This window comes from Providencia sp. PROV208, from assembly GCF_028479465.1.
In the GTDB taxonomy this organism is placed as follows: Bacteria; Pseudomonadota; Gammaproteobacteria; order Enterobacterales; family Enterobacteriaceae; genus Providencia; species Providencia alcalifaciens.
The window spans coordinates 11,085-33,196 of sequence record NZ_JAMPNS010000028.1; the positions used below are offsets into that span (position 1 = coordinate 11,085).

Consider the following 22,112-nt stretch of genomic DNA (forward strand, 5'->3'; position numbering starts at 1 on the left):
CTTTAAAACAGACCCGCTTCGGCGGGTTTTTTTATGCCCGGAGATCAGCAATGCGACATCCTAACTGGACAACCAGACTCCCTGAAACACTACAAAAAGCGATGCAAAAACCATTTTCATGGGGTGATCACGATTGCTGCTTATTTGCTGCGGATTGTGTGATTGCGCTATGTGATTTTGATCCCTGTGAAAAAGTGCGTGGAAGATATAAAACTCGCACCGGCGCAATGCGTGTTTTAAAAACGGAGTTCGGTGATATCGAGTCTGCACTTTCAAATCATTTTATTGAAATTCCAGTTAATCAAGCAATCCGTGGCGATATCGGCATGTTTGATGGTGATGACGGGAAGACACTTGGCGTTATATGGGCAAATAAAGTTTGGGCGGTTACTGAGTCAGGTGCAATGCCTGTTAATCATCAACTAACTAAAGCGTGGAGAGTGGAGTAAATGGGAAAGACGGTAACTAACATTGTCTCTGCTGGGTTGATGATTGCAGGGGTGATTGCCACCGGTGGATTGGGTACAGCGTTAATCGTTGCCGGTATTGCTGTGCAAGCTGCTGGCACCATGATCTTCAAAGATAAAATGCCATCGATGAGCTATCGGGACCAGTCTGAACGAAAACAAATGCTACGCTCTGCGGTTGCATCAGAAACTATCATTGTCGGGAAGACAGTGTGTTCTGGTCTATTGTTTTTCGCTGAAGAAGAGCGTGGTAGCCAAGATGAAAATGAGCGATTATTCATGGCATTAGCGCTCGCGGCTCACAAGGTTGATCACATAGGTAGAATTTGGCTGAATGATGACCTGATTGGTACTTTCAGTGATAAAGCGGGTTATGAGTTTCATAACTCCCGGACTGATTGTGACCCATACATGCTAAAGAATGCACCATCATGGAAAGAGGACATGATCGGGGATGGTTTGGCATGGTTACGATTAACACTGAGATACGATGCTGAAAAATTCCCGTACGGTGTGCCGAACGTCAAGGTAGAGGTTTGGGGAAAGCAGTTATTCGATCCTAGAACGAATCAAACGGTTTGGAGCAATAACGGTGCTTTGGTAGTTCTCGATTTTTATCGTAGTTATCTTGGTGTGCCGGATACTGATATTGATTTTGAATCATTCAAAGTCGCTGCTGATCTGTGTGATGAGCCAGTTGTAAGTCCAGAAGGTATTGCTGATCCACGTTATACAATTAATGGGGCTTATGAGCTTTCCGAGTCTCCAGCATCGATACTTGATCACATGCACAAATGCATTGCAGCAGAGCCGACTTATGTCGCTGGTAAGCATGGCATATTAATGCAAGCCTATAACGGTCCTGCGGTATTGCGTATTGAACCTAATCAAATCATTGATACTGTTAACATCACGCCGGAACTGGCTTTACGCGATGCCACTAATGCGATTTATGGGACGTTTGTTGATGCTGAGCAGCTGTACATCAAAACTGACTTTGAGCCTGTCATTATCGAAGAATGGATTGATGAAGACGGGTTAGAAATCAAAGAGAACATGGATTACCGGTTTGTCACTAGCCCGTACCAAGCAGCACGGCTTTCTAATTTATATCTACGGAAAAAGCGTGCAGGTCGCCGTGTTCAATTGCGTATGAATATGGATGGTTACGCGTATCGAGCAGGAGAAGTGATTTTATTAAACCTTCCTCATATTGGTATTCAAAACCTTGAGTTTCGTGTCGCTGAATGGAAATTTCACCCTCAGGAGGGTGTTGATATTCTCCTCGAGGAGGATGGTGCTTATATTTATGAAGATATCATCGGCAAGCCATTTGTTAGACCGCCGTTTACCGTTCTGCCTACTGGCGGTGTCGCACCACCATTAAATCTTGCTTTCGTACCGGTTAGCATCGGTGAGATTGTTCAGGGGTATCTGAGTTGGCAATCAGCGGCTGCGGATATTCGCTATAACACCGTGAACATTATTCAAGACGGGAAGGTCGTTCAATCAATTCAGGTACCGCAGGATAGGGTCGATTTATCAGGACTTGTTCGCGGATCCTATCGCGCCGAAGTTCGTTCAATTAATGCCGCTGGCGCCATGTCTGCACCTGCCATTATTGATTTTGACATTCAAGCCCCGCCCATACCAGTGAGCGTTGAAGTCACTGGCGGGATGTTCTCATTAACATGCGTTCCTCGATCTGGAGAATCTGCACAACACGGCTATACGTTTGAATTCTGGTTCAGCGACAAGAAGCTAGCCAACACTAACGATTTGGAAGTTACAACAAAATCCAATCGGTTAGGACAAGGGCAGTTTTGGACGAAAGAGAATTTAAAAGCGGGTACCGATTATTGGTTTTATGTTCGAACGGTCAACAGCTACGGAAAGTCACCCTTTGTCGAAGCGGTTGGGCAAGCCAATGCATTGCCTGCGGATATCATCGATGAAATGGGGGGTCAGTTCATGACTACCGAAGCCGGTAAGCGGCTGGAGGAACAGCTTAATTGGGTCAACGAGTCTAACTTGATAAACAGTGCTGCCACCTTTGAAGTTCAGCAAGACTTATTCACAAAACACGGCGAATCAGTGGCGCAGATTAAGCGTTTGGATCGTGTGTTTGCTAGCGCTGAGTTGGCATGGGCGCAATCTATTGTTGAAGTTAATGCATCAATAAATGGCGTTAAAGCAGGCGTTATCAAGAATGACCAAGCCATTGCTGATCTAGACAAAGCATTTTCTAAATCTGTCACTGAATTAGAAAGCTCAATTGGTGAAGTGAAGTCCGGTGTTGTTAAAAACGATCAGGCTATAGCGTCATTAAATAAGTCGTTTGCGGAATCACAAACGCAGGTTCAGTCAAAGCTTGACGAACAGATGGCGATTGTTAATACCAAAGCGACAACTGAATTTACGGCTACTGGTGAAGGGTATGCTACTTGGGATGTGAACGCGGGGGTTTGGTACAACAAGCAATTCTACAAAGCAGGGATGGTGATTAGTGCCGAAGTGAAGGCAGGAAAAGTCGATACATACATTGGCTTCATGGCGAATAATTTTGCATTCATCAACCCTACCAACGGCAAGTTTGAAACGTTTATGTACATGAAAGAAGGTCAAATTTTCATGAAAGAAACGTTCATCGATAAAGCGTGGCTCAATAGCGTGGTTGTAACTGACAAAATGACGTCAGCAAATTACGTCCCCGGCAAGGTGGGTTTTAATATCGACGCTAAAACTGGCGATGCGGAGTTTAACAAACTACTCATCAGTGGAGATTTCAAAATCGTCGGGGATGCAGGTCGGGTGTTAGTCGATGGTACCGGAATGACAGTCTATGACGAAAACGGAAGATGGGCTGTAAAAGTGGGGAGACGTCCAGTATGAGTGATTATGGCTTATTTATTAATCCAAAGGATGGTGGCAAGCAGTTTGAAATCACGAATAAAACATTTCCGCTTTCCTTTATTAAAAAAATCACCGTCGATCCGTGGTCTGGTGATAAATACAATAAAGTGAAGAGCTTTAATATCCCCGGACTGTCAAAGTACGATGTTGTAATTGTGCCAATGTCTACGTGTCACTTTTGGGCATATGGCTATGTAACGAAAACTTTAATCAGTCGATGGTGGGTAGAGGGGGATACATTTAGATGTGAGTACAGCCAAATAGCGTGGGATGGTGGTTGGTTACCGGGCAATAATGGTGAGACCCACTTTATGTTGTTTGGCACCCTGAAAGATGTGCCTAAAAACACCTATGGTCTGTTTATTAATGGGCTTGACGGTGCAATAGATAACTTCAGGGGGATAACGCAAGAGAGTGATTTATCGTACTGTGCATTTAGAGAAAAAATTCGCTTAACTGACAGGCAAAAATGGTCAATTCCTACAACGATCCCAAACCGTGATTCTGCTTGTGTCTTTATGCGTCCAGCATCATCAAGCCATGTTTTGAGATATGACAGAGCAAGTAAACAAGTTTGGTCAATGGGGGCTGGCGATGTCTATATTGTTATTTTCTCATACGGACTCGATTTACAGCCAGCTGACGGGCTAACAATCTGGAACAGTGCAGGAAAGGTGACATACAGCTCTGATTACGTTCCCTTTGTTAAAAATGGTCATCAACTCACACTCAATAAAAACTCAGCGACGAGTTCATTTGCGGTACCCATGTTTACGTTTGATACCCCCAGCGCATGGGTTGTTGAAGAAAGAAATTCATACAACATATTTGCTGGTGGTTATAAAGTTTCTGGGAATAGGCTCATTGGTGCTCGTTTATGGACGATTGGTAGCTACCCAATCTACACAGGGTCATCGATGGATATTTATGACCAGGAGATTATCTTTGGTGGCAGCTACGCAATAGACTTCAACGATTACTTCTAAATACCCAATTCAACGATAAGCCGCTTAATTGCGGTTTTTTTGCGTCCAAATTTTGGAGTTAATATGATTTATCAAACAGGCACAATCACAACGACAGCAGGACAAACAAAAATTACGGGCGCAGGAACGCGCTGGAAAGATAACTTAGCGGGCATTTCGGAAGGCTGCCCAATCTCTTATCTCATCAATAATGTTGTGTACATGAACACCGTGTTATCAGTGAATTCAGATACAGAGATTAACTTAACCTATCCGGTGCCAGTAGCAGCTTCAGCAGCGAAGTATCAGATTGCGACTTTCGTTCTAGACAGCATGAGCGATGGTGTTCGCAAGATGCTAGCGAATCAGCAGTATATTCAATATTTCTTGCGAAACATGGATGCATGGTTAACGCAAGACGGCATTGTTGAAGTCAAAACACCGACTGGTGAAACGGTAAAACTAGAAAGTATCATTGCTCTGAAAAAGCTGATTGATGGGAAACTAAGCCTCACAGGTGGAGTAATTAATAAAGATGGTGAAGCTTTAGCAATTAAAAATGCAAATGAAAAGCAGGCTTTATTCTATGCTCTGCGCGGAAAGGATAATTTACTGAGAGGGTTCATTGGTTGTCCGAGCGATACTGATAGAATCGCGTTAGTTAATTCAAAAACAAATAAGGCTCTGACGCTTACTGAAGCTGGTGCGATTACGTATGACGGCAAAAATATAGTACTAGTTGGTGATTATGGAGTTGGGACCTTTGCTGCGCATATTCCTGATAATACAGACTTATTTATTTTTTTTAAAACTGCAGGTACCGGTTTTTATAGAACAGGATCTAATGTTATCAATAAACCGTCTAGCTACGGATGGGCAGACTTTGTATGGATAATGCATGCAGATGGACACGGAAGGCTTATTTGTTATACGAATGATAATCGCACATTTGAAACTAGGCAAAATGGTGGAAAATTTGACCCGTGGATGGAGATGCTGCGAGAGGGTACTTTTGGACTTGGCGCTACTTATACGCAGCAACTAATTAAAATTACAGATTACAGCAGTGCAGTTAATCAGACATTAGGTTTTATATATAACGATAGTGGGGCGATTCAGGCACCATCTGCATGGGGTGGTGGTATTCGTTTTGGACGAGATCCAAAAGCATCATCTAGCATATTATATTCACCAGACTGGAACACAAGACTATTTCTGTCAGCCGGATTAGCGAATGGGAAAATGTCAGATTGGGTTGAATTTTACTCGACGGGAAACACAACAAAAGACTCAAACGGTAACTTAAAAGCAGCATCCCCAGTCATTAAAGTTTATTCAGACCATGTCGAACTTAATGACGAATCAGAGGGTGTCGAACTAGAAAAGCTGGGTACTGGTCGCTATAAGCTCAAGGGCACTCTCGGAATGAACTCCGATGCTAGCTGGGGCGGTATTCATGGTGGTTTAGTGGTACCGAATGGGATTAACAATTTACCATTGGTATGGGCTGATTTTGACGTGCTACCGGATGGTGACATCATCATTGAAACCCGCTATAGAAAGCACACTCTTCATCATCGACTCGAAGCCCAGCGACTAATGACTTATCCAGAGTTTCTCGATGAGAATAATGTTGAGCGCGAAGACTATGACTATTGCGATATTCCGAACGGTCACTGGATTGATGTTCGTGTGAACATGCCAAGTGATTCTATCTACAATCAGAAGCTAGCTGAAGCAGAGCGACTAGCGAAAAGTGAAGCATAGAAGCTCGCGGAAGAAGAAGCTAAAATTATATGGAATTAATTTACTAAACAATAAATATGACTCCATATTTGAATGATATGTCAATTTAGTTATTACAGCCTATAATGTAAATTGCATATAAATATCTTTAAATAACTTACCTAGCATTTCGTTTTTGTAATTTTTAATATCAAATCGTAATGATGTTTCTTCCTTCATATCTTTTGTGATTAATAGTTTTTTTATTTTTATCTGCTCGTCAAAGTCTAATTTGGCCAAGGCAAAGTTATACGCCTCATAAATGAAGTATTGATAACGTTCATTTATTAAGAATACAGAGTTTGAATTATCAGCTTTGACACTTGAGTATAGAGTTTCTATCTTTAGTAAATTAATTGGAGTATTGATGATATCTATTGGATTTATTATTTGTTCAGCTTTAATTCTAAATTGAATCTCTTCATTATCGAAAAATGGGTGAAGATGCTCGTTTTTAAAAAAATTTATTGTATTTTTTAGGCTAGAATTACAACTCGAGCAAGAGGGAACCAAATTATAAAGTGACAATCCTAAATGAGGATAACTAGCTTTGTCGTAAAAATGGTCTAGTGACGGGCGAAATCCACGATCTGCCGAATATGTTGTGATGGAGTACGAATGATTGCAATACGGACATGTTCGTAACTTTGATTTCGAGCATAATGTATAGGCGTTATAGCTTTTGGATTTATCAGAAAATGAACCATAGTTTATTACATTTTTTATTTCGCGAAAAAAATATTTTTTAAATTCATGGTTATTTCGTTGATTTATCGCATTTTCTAGCAGAAATATGCTTTTCTTGTAATGAGTTAATGAGCGCGAAAGGATGAGTCTGTGAACACTCTTTAAAAAATAATATGTGTAACTCGGCGGACCAATCATGTTGTCTACTTGTTTGTAATACTCTCTGAGTATTGTTCTAAGGTATTCTCTATGCTCAACTTCACTATGCTCCCAATTCCTTGGTGAGGAAATGATCATTTTTTATCTCCAATGTTGAACTGCCTCTTAAACTCTCTTCTTAGTATTTCACTATCTATATATTCTAAGATTTTATAATCCTTTTTAGAGGCATTGTCACTAATGAAATTATTATATAATTCATTTATTTTTGTAGTTGCAAACTCACCGATAGTAGTAGTACCAAAAGATTCACTAAAAAGCATATGCATAGGAGAAGCAAATGTAAATTTTGGTGAGACCTCTTTATCAAGAGAATATACGAATCGTCTTGGAACATCTGTTGCGAGTAATGGAGAGTGGCTAGCTAAGATAACTTGGATTATTTTAATTCCATTCTCATTTTTAATTTCTGTTAAAAGTTTGTTTATATGAAATATATACATTCTTTGCCACTCTAAATGTAAAAATGCATCACCTTCATCAATTAGAATAAGAATTTTCTCTATGCCTTTCCTAGATAAAGAATTCAATTTAGTGGTTATGGAGGTAAATTGATTCATTACGGCGAGTTCACCGGAGCTCATGCTGGTATGAGTTATCTTAAAATGACCTTTTAGCTCTATTTTTTCTATTTCCTTGATCGTTTTTGAATTTTTCAATTGAATAACGAAGTTATTTTCCCAATTATATGAAAAATAGTCTTCATTTTTTTTTAGGAATTTTAAAATATTATTATAAGCTGTCATTACTTGTTCGTGATTTGAAGGTTTTCTTATTCCTTTTATCTCCTCGATATTACCGAAAAATAGAATAAAAAAGTACAAAGCTCGTCTATTATTAGTTCGGTTTGTGCTTCTTTTCATACTATTAATTGATATGAAGAATGAAAGTATTTTGCAAATATCAAAGTTGGAGGTTAGCCAGTTTATTATCTCATTTTGAATTTCATTTTTACATCTTTCGGTTGAATGTACATATTGTTCTATATCATCTTTTGATTTCAATTTGTTTTTTCTTATGTCTAAGTACTCGTTAAAATATTTAAATTTGGAGAAAAAAGTGAAGCTTGGATTGTTTTTTAGTGACATGTTACAAATAGCAGTTATAAATATATTTCTTATAATTGGTTTTGAGTTAACTCGTGATGTAGCAGTAAGGTTATAATCAATGCCAAATTCTTTAAAGACATTACTGTGTTTATGTAGATTTTCAAATCGACTTTTACTACTATCTGTTAACGAAGCATTTTCAAGTCTATCTCTGTGAGTAAATTTTTGTTGATAAGGGACAGGGGTATAATATATACATCCCCATTCAAGTTTTTGCTGTTCATCACCAGAGGCGAATCTTAACTTACATTCATTACCAAACTCGTTGAAGTCAGTATTAGTTAATTCCCTCGCAATACTACATAGTAACTCAGTTTTCCCCGAACCATTCTTGCCAATAATCAATGTAAGTGAATCAACATCAAATATATTTTCATCATCGTTGATAGTTGAACGTAGCGGTATTTTTTGAGATTCATACTCGATATCTAAAATCATCATCTATCCTACTTTTATTATGGTTACTATAGCTTTAATTATTAAAAAACTCGTTGGCAGTTAGCGTATTTAAATATTACTCATATCCCTTGTTATCTATTTGTTAGAAGAACCCGAATTTGTATTCCTCTTAGGAGAGTCAGCAATTGTAGATTCTGTAACCACTTATTAGATAGAGGGTTACGGCACTTCTACATTTAGCTCAAACCTGAATAGCAGAGTTAGTCGTCTTATATACAGTAAAAAGAGTTTGGTCAATTATAAAAGATGAGTGTTGTGATAGGGTTTTAACCCTACTGCTATTCTGCTTAAAATTCAAGCACAAAAACTGAAGTAGTGGTCTGTTATGTGTTGTGAAAGATGGGTACATAATAAAGTTTGAGCATATAAAAATCGATTGATTTGCGTTCAATGTTTGAGAAATAGCAGTTATCAAAACTAAATTAATCATTTATGTTATCAATGACTTAAAATCCACTATTTTTATCATGAAAAAGATAAAGTATTGATGATAATATGATAAATATCAGATATTTATGATTAATGTATCTATATACTGCTGCGCCACATGGGTTGGGTTGAAGCGGCTGACTTAATCGTTAAAGGTATGGAAGGCGCAATCGCGGCTAAAACTGTAACTTACGATTTCGAACGTCAATTAGAAGGCGCTAAATTACTGAAATGTAGCGAATTCGGCGACGCAATCATTAAACACATGTAATTTGTTACGTAGTGTGATTAATAACGGGAGCCTAAAAGCTCCCGTTTTATTTTGTCTAAAAAAATACTTCTGCAAAACTCCTGCAAAACTCTTCTGCAAAACTGGTTATAAGATGAGCGTTATTATCATTTATAAAACTAGTCATATTATCTTTATTATAGAAAATCATATCTAATTGGGCGGGAGATAACTAATATATAAGTTAAAATATTTTTTATGTTATGCATATTAATGAAAAGGATAATATCACATCATGTTTAATTTGATTATGGCTGGTACGCCTGATGTATTTGATTACTGGATTATGTTTGAAAGAGACAAAGGAAAAGGGAGTTTTCCTGTTTCACGTATGTTAGAAAATACCTCGGAAGATATTCGGAAAAATTTGATTCCATTGAACGAAAAAACACTTACTATTATTGAAAGTCTTCCTGTTTTGTTTATGACCGAGAAATATAGCGATGTTGATAGTAAAAAAAATGATGAATATATTGATATCTGTATAGGTACTATATCTAATGTAAGACTTGAGCAAAAAAATATTCTATTCTCATTTGAAATTTTTCAACGTAAACACAAAATCCTAATAGAAAATAAAAAATCATTTGAAAAAGCGTTAGAGTTGGGAACTTTTGGGCTAAGCAGAACTCATTGGGGGATAAAAGATAAAGATATACAAAGTACACTAGATAGTTTGGGTATAAATATTCAAAGTGATGCTCAGCAGCAAATAACTCTACCACCAGCAGAACAGCATGTTTATGAGGAAGTTGAGGATTTAATGTCTTTTTTGGATAAGGTTCTTAATTGGCATGGCTCAGAGGGGGAGGAGGTATTTTATAGAGGGCATTCTGATGCTTCATATGAGTTAGCACCTTCGCTATTTAGACGAAACAAGAATGGAGGCTTCATGTATTTACATGATGAAGCCAGCTTAGTACGTGAAGCGCTGACCGCAAGACCGTCTGAATTTATTGATGATAACACAATGCTAGATAAATTGGTGAGGATGCAGCATTATGGACTGCCAACTAGATTATTGGATATAACAGCTAATCCATTGATTGCACTTTATTTTGCTTGTAGTGGTGTTAAATATGATGATGATGGCAATGAGATTGATGGGCATGTCATAATATTTAAAACAGATAAAAATAAAATTAAATTTTTTGACTCTGATACAGTAAGTTGTATTGCTAATTTATCTATGCTTAATCACGATCTTAAAAAAGAATTAGATATTAAAAATGAAATGGTTGAGTTCAATAAAATAGAAGCTTGTAAAAAACTCATTCATTACATTAAAGATGAAAAACCATATTTTGAGAACGTAGTTATTCCTTCTGATTTAGAAAGGATTCTATTTGTGAAAGGAAGAGTTAGTAATGAGCGAATTCTATCTTAATCTGGAGCTTTTCTATTATTTGGAAATAATGCCGTATTTCCGGATTTAGTTCCAGAGAACGAATCCCAATTCACTCAAGAATTTCAAGTCAATAGACTAGTAATTAAAAATAAACAAAAAATTCTTCAAGAGTTAGCACGAGTTAATATTACCGAAGCTACAGTATATCAAGGCATGGAAAGAACTATGAAGTTAATTGCGAATAAGTTTCTGAATAAAGAATAAAAAATGAATGGTGTGGATCATATCATGAACACACCATTTTATTGATATGTTGAATTATATCTATTTTATTTATAGTAATTATTTTATAGTTAACACTTGCCAATTTTTTCCTCGATCATCATGATATTTATCTGTCATTGCTTGGCTCTTATGACCCAATAATGTTTTAGTATCTATGCCTTGTTCTCTATATAGTCTCTCCGATAAAGAGCGCTGCTCGTGAAAGCTTGGGGGTGTTCCATCTTCCCATTTCAATTCAGTCTGATCCCTAATTCTCTGAAAAAGTGTAGTGATAGCATTACCAGTAACTTGCCCACCACGTTTAGCTTGTGATGTTGTATGGTGATAATGAAGTATATAGGGACTAACTATTAGATCCCGGCATCGAGCAATAACATCTCTTAATGAATACCCCAACTTTTCACAATGCAATGAAAGAGGGATCGCAATTTTAGATCCTGTTTTCTCTTGAATTATGTGTAAGTGGTCATCCCAAATATCATCAAATCTAAGTTTAGCGATATCACCCAAACGTTGCCCTGTCACAACAGCCAGTAACATTGCATTTTGTAAGTAACGCTGTGTTTTTTCAGCCTCATTAAAGATCACTAGCCACTCATCAAAATCTAGGCGCTGACGCTTAATTCTGTTCATTGGTAATTTAGTTGCTTGTGCTGGGTTATATCCTGGTGGAACTTCACCAGCATGTTGAGCTTCTTTGAATACATCAACTAAGACCATTCTGACGACCTGAGCCATTCTTGTTTGCCCACGCTCTTTGTATTCATCAACGATGGAAGCAATATCCCTAACATCTATTTCAGAAATAATTTCATTACCACATGCTTTACGGAACGCTTCAACCGGCGCTATTTTTTGTTTGTAGGTATTTTGTTTTATTTCGCCATATTCCAGACGTTCTTTTTGTATTTTTAAAAACTGATCTAGCCATGTATGGACGGTGATACCTTTTTTCAGCTTGCGGCTTATTTCATCTTTGGCTTTGATTAACTGATTCATTTTTGCTTCGGCTAGGCGAGAGTTAGCCTCTATCGCAATCTCTTTTGCTGCGCTTTCATCTGTGCCTAATCCGTGGAATTTACCAGTTATAGGATGTTTATAACGCCAGTACACTTTCTTTGTTCTGGCGTCGATATAACATGATAATCCCGGTATGTTGATATTGTATTTACGTGGACGAGCCATCCTCTAATATCCTCAGTAATCGCGGATCATCATTATGCTTAATTGTTGGTTTGCTATTCATTCCAATAAATCTCGCATTTGTGTCAACCCGCCAACAGCGACCAGCCTTAAATGGCTGAGGTGATATCATGCCGTTTTTTGCGTAACGTATTAGCGTTTGATAACTAGGCACCGGTGATTCAAACTCTTCTTGTGCCCATGTTTTCAATGTTTTTGTACGTGTCACAATAATTACCTCCACATATCTGCCCGCATGCAGACTAAAAATTCAACCACAAATACTAGGTACGATTTAACCTCACACAACAATTCTGTAAACTGAGTTAACTGTCTGGATATATCCATCAGCAAAATAAGTATCGATATTGATTACTCGTGAGGTTTGAATAGAAGCTCCATCGTAGAATCGATTTTTCTTATCGTTGAAGATTTTCCCGTAAGCGCCATAACCGTAGATTTCTTCAAGCTTTAGATCGGCGTCATACTCAGGAGTAATCCCGGTCAATTGGTTATAACGATGAACAAACATGGCTCGAGCCTGAATGGGTAATAATGGATTTACATTGATTAAATCGCTAGCCGGGATACCCTCCAAAATCGCCCATGGATTTTTACCATCTACATCTAAATCGCGGCGTTCTGTTGCAAGCATTGTCAGATCCGCATAGTGAACAACATCACTAATCACTGTTGGTAAGTTCCATTTATCGCAAATAACAGACTGAATAGCCTTTTCGATTGCTTTATATTCCGGCAGCAATGCTTTTAATGGCGTTGGCAAGTCACGGCAATAAGCCTCAGCGGCATCATGCAGTAATGCTTCTAACGCGTACTCAGGCGGTACAAGCTGGCTAACATAAACAGAGTGTTGAGCCACAGAATAGAAAGAGTCAATTTGACCAGCAAAGCGACATTCGTTAGATAAACCCTGTGCAATATCTTCGATAGAAATATCTTCCGCACAGATATTAATGAAGTCGAAATGCTTGCCAGTAAAAGTTGAGATATAAGACATAATTACTCCACATGATAAATAGCGCCACCAGATCAGTGGCGCATAAATTAATTAAGCTGAAAAATTCCCAATGAATGTTTCAATTTGAGTTTCTTCGAAATTAGCAGAAAGAATATCGCGAAATTCTTGAGCCATTAGCTCTTGAAGGTTTTCAAGTTGAACAATGCGAAGCACCAGTGTTGGTGTATCTTGTGAGGTTAAAATGCTATAGCGCAGCTTAATTGCTCGTTCTTGTAATTCATCATATGGAGTGCATTTGAATTCAAAAGCAGCAGGCATAATGTCTTTACTTTTTGCTTCGACATTTTCCATCACAGAGCGTCGTGCTGAGAAATCACTATCTTCATGATCTGAAGAACGACTTGATTCGATCGTAATTCGGCGAACAGCACCAATTGCTTGCTTAATATCTAAAACATTACCGTCAGCATCGAATGCTAATAAGTGATCGCGCCAATCTTCTAACCACTCAGCAAGTTCTTTCTGACCTTGCTTGCGCCCATTTACTGATAGCACAGCAGAAAAAGGCGACGTCTTTTTCAGTACGATAAGTGCAGAGTTATCAGCATGACCAGGATATTCAATAGTGCCTAAGTTAAAGATAGTTCTTGCTGTCATATCTTCAGCATCGATAAAACAACGGACACCAGGAGCGTCAGAATACCCAACACTATATTTAACAAAATCATTAATGCTGATGGTTTTTAATGAACCACGAAAGCGATAACGACCATTTTGATATCGTTCTAAATTAACAATTTCTAAACCATTTGGTACGGCTACTGCTGGGCATGGCATATTTTCAACAGCATTTAAGCGAACACCAGAAATAGCTAGTTCCGTAATTTGAGAAATAGCATCACCATTTAATTGAGACATAAAAGCTCCTACTTATTTAATAAAGTATTTTTAAAGATTGGTATTTAAATAAAAAAAGAAATTAATTAACTTGCCTTAATTTCCCATCAGGATCGCCATTGATAGCGAATAATTGCCCCTGATCTTCTTGCATAACTGAAAGCTTACCGCCTTTATTGACATACATCGGCGTTTCGGTGGTATCTTCTTCAGAGCGCTTGCCGCGAGGCGTTGGTGCAGCAAACTTAAGTTTATGGGAAATCATAACTCGCTTTTCTTCAATTGAGTTATTCAGGCGGGAAATATCCATTTCAATAATAACTTTCCCTTTTCCACCGTTATTTAAAACGCCTAATGCAACATCATTTAATACAGCTGAAACTTTATTTTCAAATACACCACCATCTAATTCCCCAAGGAATTCCGGTACATTTGTTTTTTTATCTTCACTCATGAGTTGATCCTCATTAAAGGTTATTACTCCACAGATAAGACCGCTAATATTGATTAGACATATTTACCCGTATGAACTGATTAAATATCTGCGGTCTTATGTGTAATGTAAAAAAAGGGTGGCTACTGAACAGAACATTATCATCATCCTCGTAGTGTAGAAGATTCAGGTCGCCACCAAAATTATCAATAACTACTAACTAGCACTGGTATTATTATTTTCAGCTTGGATCCGGAGATAGATTTCTTCGCGGTGAATACTTGTATCTTTTGGTGCTTCGATACCAATCCGCACTTGGCATCCTTTAATTCCCAAAACAGTGACTTTGACATCATCACCAATAACAACGGTTTCACCGGTACGACGGGTTAAAATAAGCATTCCACTAATTACTCCACATAGTTGATTAGTTGGTTGCTGGTAGGTCTAGACCTGCATTGCAGATCTCAGTTTGCTCGTAAATATCATCTTCGATTTTTACCAGCTTTTCTTTGAGTTCTGCGTAGGCAGCGTTAAGGCTTTCAAGTTTTTTAAGTGCAGCAGCTTTCTCCAAAATCCACGCATGAATTTCATCTGTGGACATTGGGTTGTTAAAAGTAACGATTGGTGTGCTTGAATTAGATTGCATAAGTTCCCTCCTATTCCTTGTGTGAAATAAGAATGCAACTAAAAGTAGATGATGTCAACAACTAAAAGTAGAAATTAAATGCAAAATAAAACCAGCTTAATGCTGGCTTATTGAATTATGCGAATTGTTTTAACGACATAGGCAAGCTTCGAATTAATTTTCCATGAAAATATAATTCATGCATTTCATGGTCCTCAATATAGAAGGGGGGGTAAAATTCATTATCAGACATAACAGCTAATTTTCTGCCTTTAACTCTTTGTAATCTCTTTATAAATGTTGACCCTTCAAAGTTAAAAACATAAATACCATCGCCTGTAAATTGCTCAATTTTGGTATCTATAAAGAGTAAGTCTTTAGGGTTCAGTGTTGGCGACATGCTATCACCATCAGCATTTATAATGACAACATCATCAAGACTATTTCTACCGAAAAGCTCATAAACCCTTTCTTTGGGAATTTCTATAGATCGGATTATCTCAGGGAAGGGGTTATTGATGTAACCATTCCCAGCAGATGCAAATGCTTCGATTTGCCTCACTGTTACCGTGTCTCTTTCTTGTTCTTCGCCAAAGCTTCCATATATATCAACGCCATAGTCGAGATAAACTGGTGTGGAATGCACCGTATTTGCTACTTGTTCCATTTTGTCATCTCTGGGCTTTGCAGTTCCAAGCGTATAACGTCGAGCCATTTCATAGGAAACACCGACATTTTCAGACAGCTGTTTAACATCAACACCAGCATCTCTCATGCGCTCAGTAAGTCTCTTAGCGAAATCACTGTATTTTGTATTTTCTACCATAAGTAGAAGTCTATCTCGCACTTTAAGTATTGTCATTTCTATTTTAAGTTGCTTATTGTGTCTACTTTAAGTAGTATTTATTCTATTCTTAATCGGAGAAGAAAAATGAATAAAGAAAATATTACAGAGAGAGCAATTAGAGCCGTCGGTGTCCCATCTTCCGTCTCGCGTTTATTCGGCTTTAATTCACCTCAATCGGTTTTTAATTGGATTAAAAACAACAAAGTTCCCGCGGAGCGTGTAATTCAACTCTGCAAAATGGGGGGATGGGAAATTTCTCCACACCAACTTAGACCGGATCTCTATCCAAATGAGCTTGATGGTTTACCAAACAGTACCAAAAGCAACTAACAGAGTTAACTACCAACAAAACAACGGAATTGTAGATATGTGCAAACAAACACTAAAAGAAGTCGTGAAAGAAATGTGCAAAGCATTCCCCGGTGGTCGTTCAGCGATGGCGGGTGCTTTGGGGATATCTGAAACAACGTTCAACAACAAGCTGTATGAGAAAAACGGCTGTCGCTTTTTTGAAATTGATGAGCTGGAAGCGATTGAAGAGTTGTCCGGTACTGAGTTGCTGGTGGCTTATCACATGGAACGCCACGGAATTACGCCAGCGGTGAAAATCGAAGCAGAGAGCTTAGACACAGTTGAGTTATTCGATATTCAAATGCGTTTGGGGGCAATGCAGGGGGCGTTAAGCGTTTTAATCAAAGACAGTATTTCTGACGGCGTTTTAACACCAGATGAAATTACAGCTATCTACAGAAAAATGGAGAAAGTCTTTGCTTATGCGTTGGGCTTCGTAGGTTCTTTAGAAAGCGTTTATGGGATTAAACAATGATGAGCATAGCCAGAAAGGGTGACGCCCAGATATGCGGTCCGGGCGTCGGGGGCGCTAAAAACATTTGTGGAGTAATTAGCATGAGCAGTTTAAACCAAATCAGAGCTAAAAAGCAATTCCGCTGCTTACCAGCTTCTAAAAGTGGCCCGTTTCAATATGTAGAAATCATAACTTCAGCAGATGCTTCGGGCAACTACCAGACTGAGCAGCAATTGGTAGATATCGCTGAGTTGAGAAACGACTGGGCTAACTTTTATTTCAATAGCAAAGGCGAGGCGCATGTCTAATGAAAACCCAAATAATCTTAATCGGGTGTATCTGGATAAGCGTGGTATTCGTGTTCGCGTCATACGTTATGAACGAGAAAAACAGTGGGTCATATACCTGCGTGACGGCTATGAACATGAATGCTTCGCCCCTTTGTACAAATTTAAAGATGAATTCACAAGGGTGATGGAATGAGCAGCCTGTTACTACTTAAAACACGCCCTCAAATCGTTATACCAGAGCTGGCGGTACGTTTGGGCTTGAATGAGGCTCTATTGCTTCAGCAAGTTCAATACTGGCTATCTGAAACCTCGTCAGGTGTTGATCATGATGGTAGGCGCTGGGTCTATAACACTATTGAAGAATGGCGTGAACAGTTCCCGTATTTTTCTGAATCCACAATTAAACGTGCATTTAATAATTTAAAGAAATTAGGTGTATTAAATATTGAGCAAATTAATAAGCGCACGCATGACCGTACTAATTATTACTCTATAAATTATGAACATGCGTTATTATCCGATGAGGTCAAATTGAACTCATCGAGCAGTTCATCCGAGGCTATTCGAACAGGTCAAAATGACCTTATCGATAAGCGCAAAATGAAACGTTCGAACACTACCAAAATGACCTCATCGAACGGGTCAAATTGCCCTGATCTTACAGAGAGTACTACAGAGAATACTCAAGAGATTACAACAGAGAGTAACTCTTTTTGTCAGGCTCATGCTGAGCCCGACCACGCACAAATTGTTTTAGAACATTTCAACAAGGTTACTCATTCAAGTTATCGCGATGGTAAAACCACTATGGGACACATCAGAGCCCGTCTAGCTGAAAACTACACTTCAGATGATTTAATTCTGGTAACTGACTACATCACGGCTAAGTGGATGAATGACTCAAAAATGAGTGATTACCTGCGTCCAAAAACACTATTCAGCCCTGAGAACTGCATGGAGTATTTCGAAAAGGCTCAGAAATGGCATGAAGCTGGGCGTCCTGTATGTGCTAACGGAAAATGGCTAAAGCCCGGTGAAGTAGCTGTAAGCATCGACACTGTTCAGCGTGATGAAGCATTCACTCGCATCATTGGTTCCCGTTTAAAGCCACAGAGCAGAGTCGAAGAAATTGCGAGTAATTTAGCCGGCAAGACCGGAATTAGAACAGCAAAAGAATTTCAGGGACGACAAATGTGGATCAGCATTTGGAAGCAAGCAACTGAACAAGCAGCGAGAGAGGTGTCGGCATGATGCGTAGTGAAGCTAAAAAAATTTACGGTACTAACGTTTTTGGCATTGTCGCCACGCTGCATCAGCTGCGCCGTTGGTGGGCTATTCGTGACTTACGTAGTCGTTGGAATGATTCTCGTGATGGCTTAGTTACTTGCAGAAAATTCAGCCATCTAAGCCACTACGCTGATTATTTTCAAGTTCAGCAGCGTTATACCCGCATTCGTTTGTATACGAAAGCCCACCAGCAGCGAGGTGTTATCTGATGGCTGTTTATTCAAGCAATACCGCACCCGAAGATAAAGACTGCTGGCAAACACCACAATGGCTGTTTGAAGCTTTAACGCTGGAATTTGGTTTCTGGCTAGATGTTGCAGCAAATGAACAAAATGCCTTGTGCCCCTATTTTTTAACGATAGAGCACGATGCATTAAAAAGTGACTGGGTTAGTCATGGGGCTATTTGGTGTAACCCGCCATATAGCAACCCTAAGCCGTGGATTGAAAAAGCCGCGGAGCAATGCATTAAGCGGAATCAAGCCGTCGTCATGCTGGTACCGGCAGATCAATCAACATCCTGGTATTCGTTAGCACTAAAAAGCGTTGATGAAATTCGTTTAATCGTGGATGGGCGCATTAACTTCATCGACCCAAGGACGGGAAAGGAGAAGAAAGGGAATAGCAAGGGATCAATGTTTCTTATTTGGCGTCCATATTCACAACCACAGGCTAGGGTTACGCACGTATCAAAACATCGTCTTATTGAGATTGGTGAGGCTTCATTAAATGGGGAAGCGGCATGAGAGACAATGTTTATTTAAGAAGCATCGATGTCATAAAAGCTGTTAGGCACTTAGATGTATTCACTCAGCGTCATGTAGAAAGACTTCTTTGCTTCACATACTCAGAAGCTAATCACGCGATAAAGATGTTGGTAGATCTCGGATGCGTTAAGTCGATAGGAAAACGAAAAGCATCCCATAAAAACATTGAAGTTTATCACTATGAAGTAGATCCGATGGCAATAACGAAGTTAAAGGTTGCTAGAGGAAAAGATACTGAGCCAGTGTTCAAGGAAAAGAAGGAAAGGGATAAAGAGCATATTTTCTGCGGGATAACTGTTGTTGAAAAAGCTTACATCGGCGATATGGGAAGTCCTTTGCTTAAACAGCTAGATAAACTGCTGGCGGGAGTTAGAGCATGAAAGACAAGATGCCAGAAATTCACCAGTGCAAGTGCGGTAGCGAAGATCTACATATCGAAACGCTTGAGTACCGCACTTGGTTTTATGTTTATTGCCACGGTTGTGGCGCTAACGGTCCAGCGATAAATGACAAGCTAGAAGCCGTAAGAATCTGGAATAAGGTGGTCGCTAATGCCTAAAAAATGCATGTTCTGTGGCGGCAATGCTGATTTGCATTGCGATGGGGTTATTTGCTACATCGGTGAGAAAAATGATAGAGGCGTATTATCCAGATTCTCATCGGCTTACACTTGCGATGCTCTTATGTGTGCAAGTTGCTCAACCTTCCATGGCAATTTTCATTGGCGCAAGGGACGCTCTGGTGGTTGTGAATCAATTGATTATTGCCCTATTTGCGAAAGTCAGGAAATAGGCTTTGGGCGCCATTATGTTTTTTATGAAATTGGTCAGGTCAAAGTCTATCGTCAAGCTCACTACGCTAAGTTCAATTCAGCTAAAGGCAATCATCTATCTGCTATTCGAGGTGGGGGTCAAATATGTCTGGATCTATAACCCTAACGCTACCATTTCCGCCAAGTGTTAACGCTTGCTGGCGGAATATCAACGGTAAAACTCTGATCAGTGCAAAAGGGCGCGCGTTCCGGGCAAATGCAGCTGCAGCCATCTATGAGCAATTACGTAGAAGACCGAAAGCAATCACTGAGCATGTATCTGTCATTGTTAAGATGTATCCACCATCAAAACGCCGAATGGATATCGATAATTACTTGAAAGCACCTTTTGATGCATTAACTCATGCAGGTGTTTGGAGTGATGATGTTCAGGTTAGGCGCGCAATAATTGAATGGTGTGAAGTAGTCAAAGGTGGTCGATTTGAAATTGAGATACACCCTCTTAATACGGAAGGGGGAAAATCAGCATGATTCATCAATGGATATTAACTCCAATCATCATTCCAGAAGTGAATGCAGTGATGTTTAAACCAGGGGCGAGCCTAGGTATGTTTAGTGGCCGAATGCTTATCACGACATTACCTGATGAATTAAAGCATCAACCCTCGGGTTTAATTTCTCCTTCTCAACATAACTTCAGCGACGAGGTGAGCGGTGAACGGGTATCAAAACCTGTATTAAATTTAACCATAGACGCTGAGCCACCAGCAAGTTTTATGAAATTACCGAAGTTTCAGCGCTGGGAGAGTGTGAAATATCTGCAATGGGTTAAATCACAGCCTTGCTGCGTATGCGGTGCTACTTCCGATGATGCCCATCATATTATCGGCTACGGGCAGGGTGGCATAGGCACAAAGGCTCATGACTTGTTCACTATCCCACTGTGTCGAGTTCACCACAGCGAGTTACACAAAGATCCAAAGCAGTGGGAGCAAGAAAACGGTAGCCAGCTAGTTTTGTTATTTAAATTTCTAGATCGCTCTATTGGTCTAGGCGTATTTGGTTAAGGCGTTGTGCGGAACGTAGTGGAGATTATTGCATGAGAGATATTCAGTTAGTTTTAGAGCGCTGGGGTGGTTGGGCTGCCGAAGGTAAAAGTCGTGTTGGTTATTCACCAATTGCTGCAGGGTTTAAAGGCTTGCTCCCTAATGTGAATGGTGCGCGACTTTCTTGTTGCGATGACGATGGAATACTTATCGACTCGGCTGTTGGACTGTTAATTAAAGCTGGTAAAAAAGATGAATATGATCTGATAGAAAAACATTACATCAAGAATATATCAAAATCTGCAATAGCAAGGTATATGAAGTGTTCAGAGGGCAAGATTAGACAAAAGCTCATGATAGCCGAAACCTTTATTGATGCCTGTTTGATCATGGCTGGTGCAGTTTTAGAAATGGACGAATGGACAAATAAATCAACAATTGATAGTTAAATACTTTTCGTTACGAATTTTGGGTGCTAGTGTGATAAGAGTCAATGTTTGGAGTCTAGCTTACAGAATGGTTTCTTGCTCCTTTATTATTTATAATTGTGGACATTGAAAAAAACCGAAAATAAATTATTATTTCCGGTTTTGGGAATTGCTAGTTATTTACTTTTAGTTCAACAGATAGTGAAAGGCTAAGGCTACAAAGTTTTAAGCCTAGTCTACACTTTGTTAAAATTCTCTTGTTTAATAATGTCTTAAGCATTTTAAAAATCCTAAGAATGTAAAAGTTTGCCAGCTAACCTTTACAACGAACTTATTGATGCTTAGTATTACAAGGGACTAAGTTGAAATACAGTCAGCATTTAAATTTGTTAAAAATTTTAGTTGGCTCCGGGAAAGGCTAGAAAGCATCTGTTTTCTAGCCTTTTTCTTTAACAACAACTCCAAGATAATGTTAATGTGCTATTTGATCAAGTGTACAAATCTGACAGATCTTGTGGATAACTTCTTGATAAGAAAAATTGTTCATGTTGTCAAGCCGCATGGAGTGTGAGTTCGTTAAACATTCACTTACAGACATTAGACTAAAAATTATTTTGTAAAATTGATACCGTTTGCTGTTTTCTTAACAAGCAACAATATAAAATTTTATAGCTGAAATAAAAATTACGTCAATCAGTACTAGAATTAAGTCTCACCGGTCGAGGTTTTTAAACATGTTGAATGACACTGTATGTAAAAACAGTTGTTAAAATTGTGATATCATTTGATTAATGTAG

General features: G+C 38.9%; 26 protein-coding genes and 3 pseudogenes. 19 read left to right on the plus strand and 10 right to left on the minus strand.

Features of this window, described 5'->3' with window-relative positions; translation table 11 throughout:
- Positions 1–50: 50 nt before the first annotated feature.
- The 4 genes from PR766_RS17350 (at position 51) to PR766_RS17365 (ending at position 6,112) form a co-directional block, all read left to right on the plus strand.
- Positions 51–449: a DUF6950 family protein gene (locus PR766_RS17350; protein WP_154636037.1), complete on the plus strand. Its 399-nt coding sequence runs from the start codon at positions 51–53 to the stop codon at positions 447–449.
- A complete protein-coding gene (locus PR766_RS17355) occupies positions 450–3,359 on the plus strand; it encodes a phage tail tip protein J-related protein (RefSeq protein ID WP_154636036.1) in 2,910 nt (969 codons plus the stop codon). It abuts the gene before it with no gap.
- On the plus strand, positions 3,356–4,366 hold the full coding sequence (locus tag PR766_RS17360; RefSeq protein ID WP_154636035.1) for a DUF6453 family protein: 1,011 nt from the start codon (positions 3,356–3,358) through the stop codon (positions 4,364–4,366). Before PR766_RS17355 ends, PR766_RS17360 begins: the two co-directional genes overlap by 4 nt.
- Before the next feature lie 63 nt (positions 4,367–4,429).
- The gene (locus PR766_RS17365; RefSeq protein WP_154636034.1) at positions 4,430–6,112 is read left to right on the plus strand and encodes a phage tail fiber protein; all 1,683 of its coding nucleotides are present in this window, start codon (positions 4,430–4,432) and stop codon (positions 6,110–6,112) included.
- Between the two features lie 99 nt (positions 6,113–6,211).
- Here PR766_RS17365 and PR766_RS17370 read toward each other — a convergent pair whose 3' ends face one another.
- Both PR766_RS17370 and PR766_RS17375 read right to left on the minus strand, forming a co-directional pair.
- Positions 6,212–7,114, minus strand: a complete 903-nt coding sequence (locus PR766_RS17370) for a hypothetical protein (protein ID WP_154636033.1) — start codon at positions 7,112–7,114, stop codon at positions 6,212–6,214.
- Positions 7,111–8,586 carry an AAA family ATPase gene (locus tag PR766_RS17375; protein WP_154636032.1) on the minus strand — a complete coding sequence of 492 codons (1,476 nt, stop codon included), beginning with the start codon at positions 8,584–8,586 and terminating at the stop codon, positions 7,111–7,113. Before PR766_RS17375 ends, PR766_RS17370 begins: the two co-directional genes overlap by 4 nt.
- Before the next feature lie 550 nt (positions 8,587–9,136).
- Here PR766_RS17375 and PR766_RS17380 point away from each other — a divergent pair.
- Both PR766_RS17380 and PR766_RS17385 read left to right on the plus strand, forming a co-directional pair.
- Positions 9,137–9,304, plus strand: a pseudogene (locus PR766_RS17380) (NADP-dependent isocitrate dehydrogenase); the annotation flags it as partial.
- A 253-nt stretch (positions 9,305–9,557) separates the two neighbouring features.
- Complete coding sequence (locus PR766_RS17385) at positions 9,558–10,709, plus strand: FRG domain-containing protein (RefSeq protein ID WP_230086767.1); 1,152 nt, start codon at positions 9,558–9,560, stop codon at positions 10,707–10,709.
- A gap of 303 nt (positions 10,710–11,012) precedes the next feature.
- Here the strand turns inward: PR766_RS17385 and PR766_RS17390 are convergent, their stop codons facing one another.
- The 8 genes and pseudogenes from PR766_RS17390 to PR766_RS17425 all read right to left on the minus strand — a co-directional run bounded on the left by PR766_RS17390 (position 11,013) and on the right by PR766_RS17425 (position 15,900).
- A complete protein-coding gene (locus PR766_RS17390; RefSeq protein WP_154636031.1) occupies positions 11,013–12,140 on the minus strand; it encodes a phage integrase Arm DNA-binding domain-containing protein in 1,128 nt (375 codons plus the stop codon).
- Positions 12,124–12,366 (minus strand): excisionase, encoded by a 243-nt coding sequence (locus tag PR766_RS17395; RefSeq protein WP_112860232.1) that lies wholly within the window; start codon positions 12,364–12,366, stop codon positions 12,124–12,126. Before PR766_RS17395 ends, PR766_RS17390 begins: the two co-directional genes overlap by 17 nt.
- A gap of 273 nt (positions 12,367–12,639) precedes the next feature.
- Positions 12,640–13,155 (minus strand): annotated as a pseudogene (locus PR766_RS17400) (hypothetical protein); the annotation flags it as partial.
- Positions 13,156–13,206: 51 nt separating this feature from the next.
- Positions 13,207–14,034: a YfdQ family protein gene (locus tag PR766_RS17405; protein ID WP_154636029.1), complete on the minus strand. Its 828-nt coding sequence runs from the start codon at positions 14,032–14,034 to the stop codon at positions 13,207–13,209.
- Positions 14,035–14,095: 61 nt separating this feature from the next.
- Positions 14,096–14,467 carry a hypothetical protein gene (locus PR766_RS17410; protein WP_154636028.1) on the minus strand — a complete coding sequence of 124 codons (372 nt, stop codon included), beginning with the start codon at positions 14,465–14,467 and terminating at the stop codon, positions 14,096–14,098.
- Positions 14,468–14,662: 195 nt separating this feature from the next.
- Complete coding sequence (gene csrA, locus PR766_RS17415) at positions 14,663–14,848, minus strand: carbon storage regulator CsrA (RefSeq protein ID WP_154636027.1); 186 nt, start codon at positions 14,846–14,848, stop codon at positions 14,663–14,665.
- Between the two features lie 25 nt (positions 14,849–14,873).
- Positions 14,874–15,095: a hypothetical protein gene (locus tag PR766_RS17420; protein WP_154636026.1), complete on the minus strand. Its 222-nt coding sequence runs from the start codon at positions 15,093–15,095 to the stop codon at positions 14,874–14,876.
- 115 nt (positions 15,096–15,210) lie between these two features.
- Positions 15,211–15,900 (minus strand): LexA family transcriptional regulator, encoded by a 690-nt coding sequence (locus tag PR766_RS17425; protein WP_224120201.1) that lies wholly within the window; start codon positions 15,898–15,900, stop codon positions 15,211–15,213.
- Between the two features lie 105 nt (positions 15,901–16,005).
- Here PR766_RS17425 and PR766_RS17430 point away from each other — a divergent pair, with 105 nt between their 5' ends.
- The 13 genes and pseudogenes from PR766_RS17430 to PR766_RS17490 all read left to right on the plus strand — a co-directional run bounded on the left by PR766_RS17430 (position 16,006) and on the right by PR766_RS17490 (position 21,336).
- Positions 16,006–16,251, plus strand: coding sequence for a transcriptional regulator (locus tag PR766_RS17430; RefSeq protein ID WP_154636024.1), 246 nt, complete (start codon positions 16,006–16,008; stop codon positions 16,249–16,251).
- A gap of 37 nt (positions 16,252–16,288) precedes the next feature.
- Positions 16,289–16,747 carry a YmfL family putative regulatory protein gene (locus PR766_RS17435; protein WP_154636023.1) on the plus strand — a complete coding sequence of 153 codons (459 nt, stop codon included), beginning with the start codon at positions 16,289–16,291 and terminating at the stop codon, positions 16,745–16,747.
- Between the two features lie 80 nt (positions 16,748–16,827).
- Positions 16,828–17,034 (plus strand): hypothetical protein, encoded by a 207-nt coding sequence (locus PR766_RS17440; protein ID WP_154638958.1) that lies wholly within the window; start codon positions 16,828–16,830, stop codon positions 17,032–17,034.
- Complete coding sequence (locus tag PR766_RS17445; protein ID WP_006662233.1) at positions 17,027–17,209, plus strand: DUF4222 domain-containing protein; 183 nt, start codon at positions 17,027–17,029, stop codon at positions 17,207–17,209. Before PR766_RS17440 ends, PR766_RS17445 begins: the two co-directional genes overlap by 8 nt.
- Entirely contained in the window at positions 17,206–18,267 is a 1,062-nt protein-coding gene (locus tag PR766_RS17450; protein WP_154636021.1) for a conserved phage C-terminal domain-containing protein, read from the plus strand. The genes PR766_RS17445 and PR766_RS17450 overlap by 4 nt, the downstream gene beginning before the upstream one ends.
- Complete coding sequence (locus PR766_RS17455) at positions 18,264–18,512, plus strand: hypothetical protein (protein ID WP_230086766.1); 249 nt, start codon at positions 18,264–18,266, stop codon at positions 18,510–18,512. Before PR766_RS17450 ends, PR766_RS17455 begins: the two co-directional genes overlap by 4 nt.
- Positions 18,512–19,048 carry a phage N-6-adenine-methyltransferase gene (locus PR766_RS17460; RefSeq protein ID WP_154636020.1) on the plus strand — a complete coding sequence of 179 codons (537 nt, stop codon included), beginning with the start codon at positions 18,512–18,514 and terminating at the stop codon, positions 19,046–19,048. Before PR766_RS17455 ends, PR766_RS17460 begins: the two co-directional genes overlap by 1 nt.
- On the plus strand, positions 19,045–19,449 hold the full coding sequence (locus tag PR766_RS17465) for a hypothetical protein (RefSeq protein WP_154636019.1): 405 nt from the start codon (positions 19,045–19,047) through the stop codon (positions 19,447–19,449). The genes PR766_RS17460 and PR766_RS17465 overlap by 4 nt, the downstream gene beginning before the upstream one ends.
- A complete protein-coding gene (locus tag PR766_RS17470) occupies positions 19,446–19,628 on the plus strand; it encodes a hypothetical protein (protein WP_036979576.1) in 183 nt (60 codons plus the stop codon). The genes PR766_RS17465 and PR766_RS17470 overlap by 4 nt, the downstream gene beginning before the upstream one ends.
- Positions 19,621–20,001 (plus strand): hypothetical protein, encoded by a 381-nt coding sequence (locus tag PR766_RS17475; RefSeq protein WP_195848313.1) that lies wholly within the window; start codon positions 19,621–19,623, stop codon positions 19,999–20,001. Before PR766_RS17470 ends, PR766_RS17475 begins: the two co-directional genes overlap by 8 nt.
- Positions 19,986–20,372, plus strand: coding sequence for a RusA family crossover junction endodeoxyribonuclease (locus PR766_RS17480; RefSeq protein WP_036979579.1), 387 nt, complete (start codon positions 19,986–19,988; stop codon positions 20,370–20,372). Before PR766_RS17475 ends, PR766_RS17480 begins: the two co-directional genes overlap by 16 nt.
- A gap of 197 nt (positions 20,373–20,569) precedes the next feature.
- Positions 20,570–20,908 (plus strand): annotated as a pseudogene (locus tag PR766_RS17485) (DUF968 domain-containing protein); the annotation flags it as partial.
- Between the two features lie 32 nt (positions 20,909–20,940).
- Positions 20,941–21,336: an antiterminator Q family protein gene (locus PR766_RS17490; RefSeq protein WP_154636016.1), complete on the plus strand. Its 396-nt coding sequence runs from the start codon at positions 20,941–20,943 to the stop codon at positions 21,334–21,336.
- The last annotated feature ends 776 nt before the right edge of the window (positions 21,337–22,112 follow it).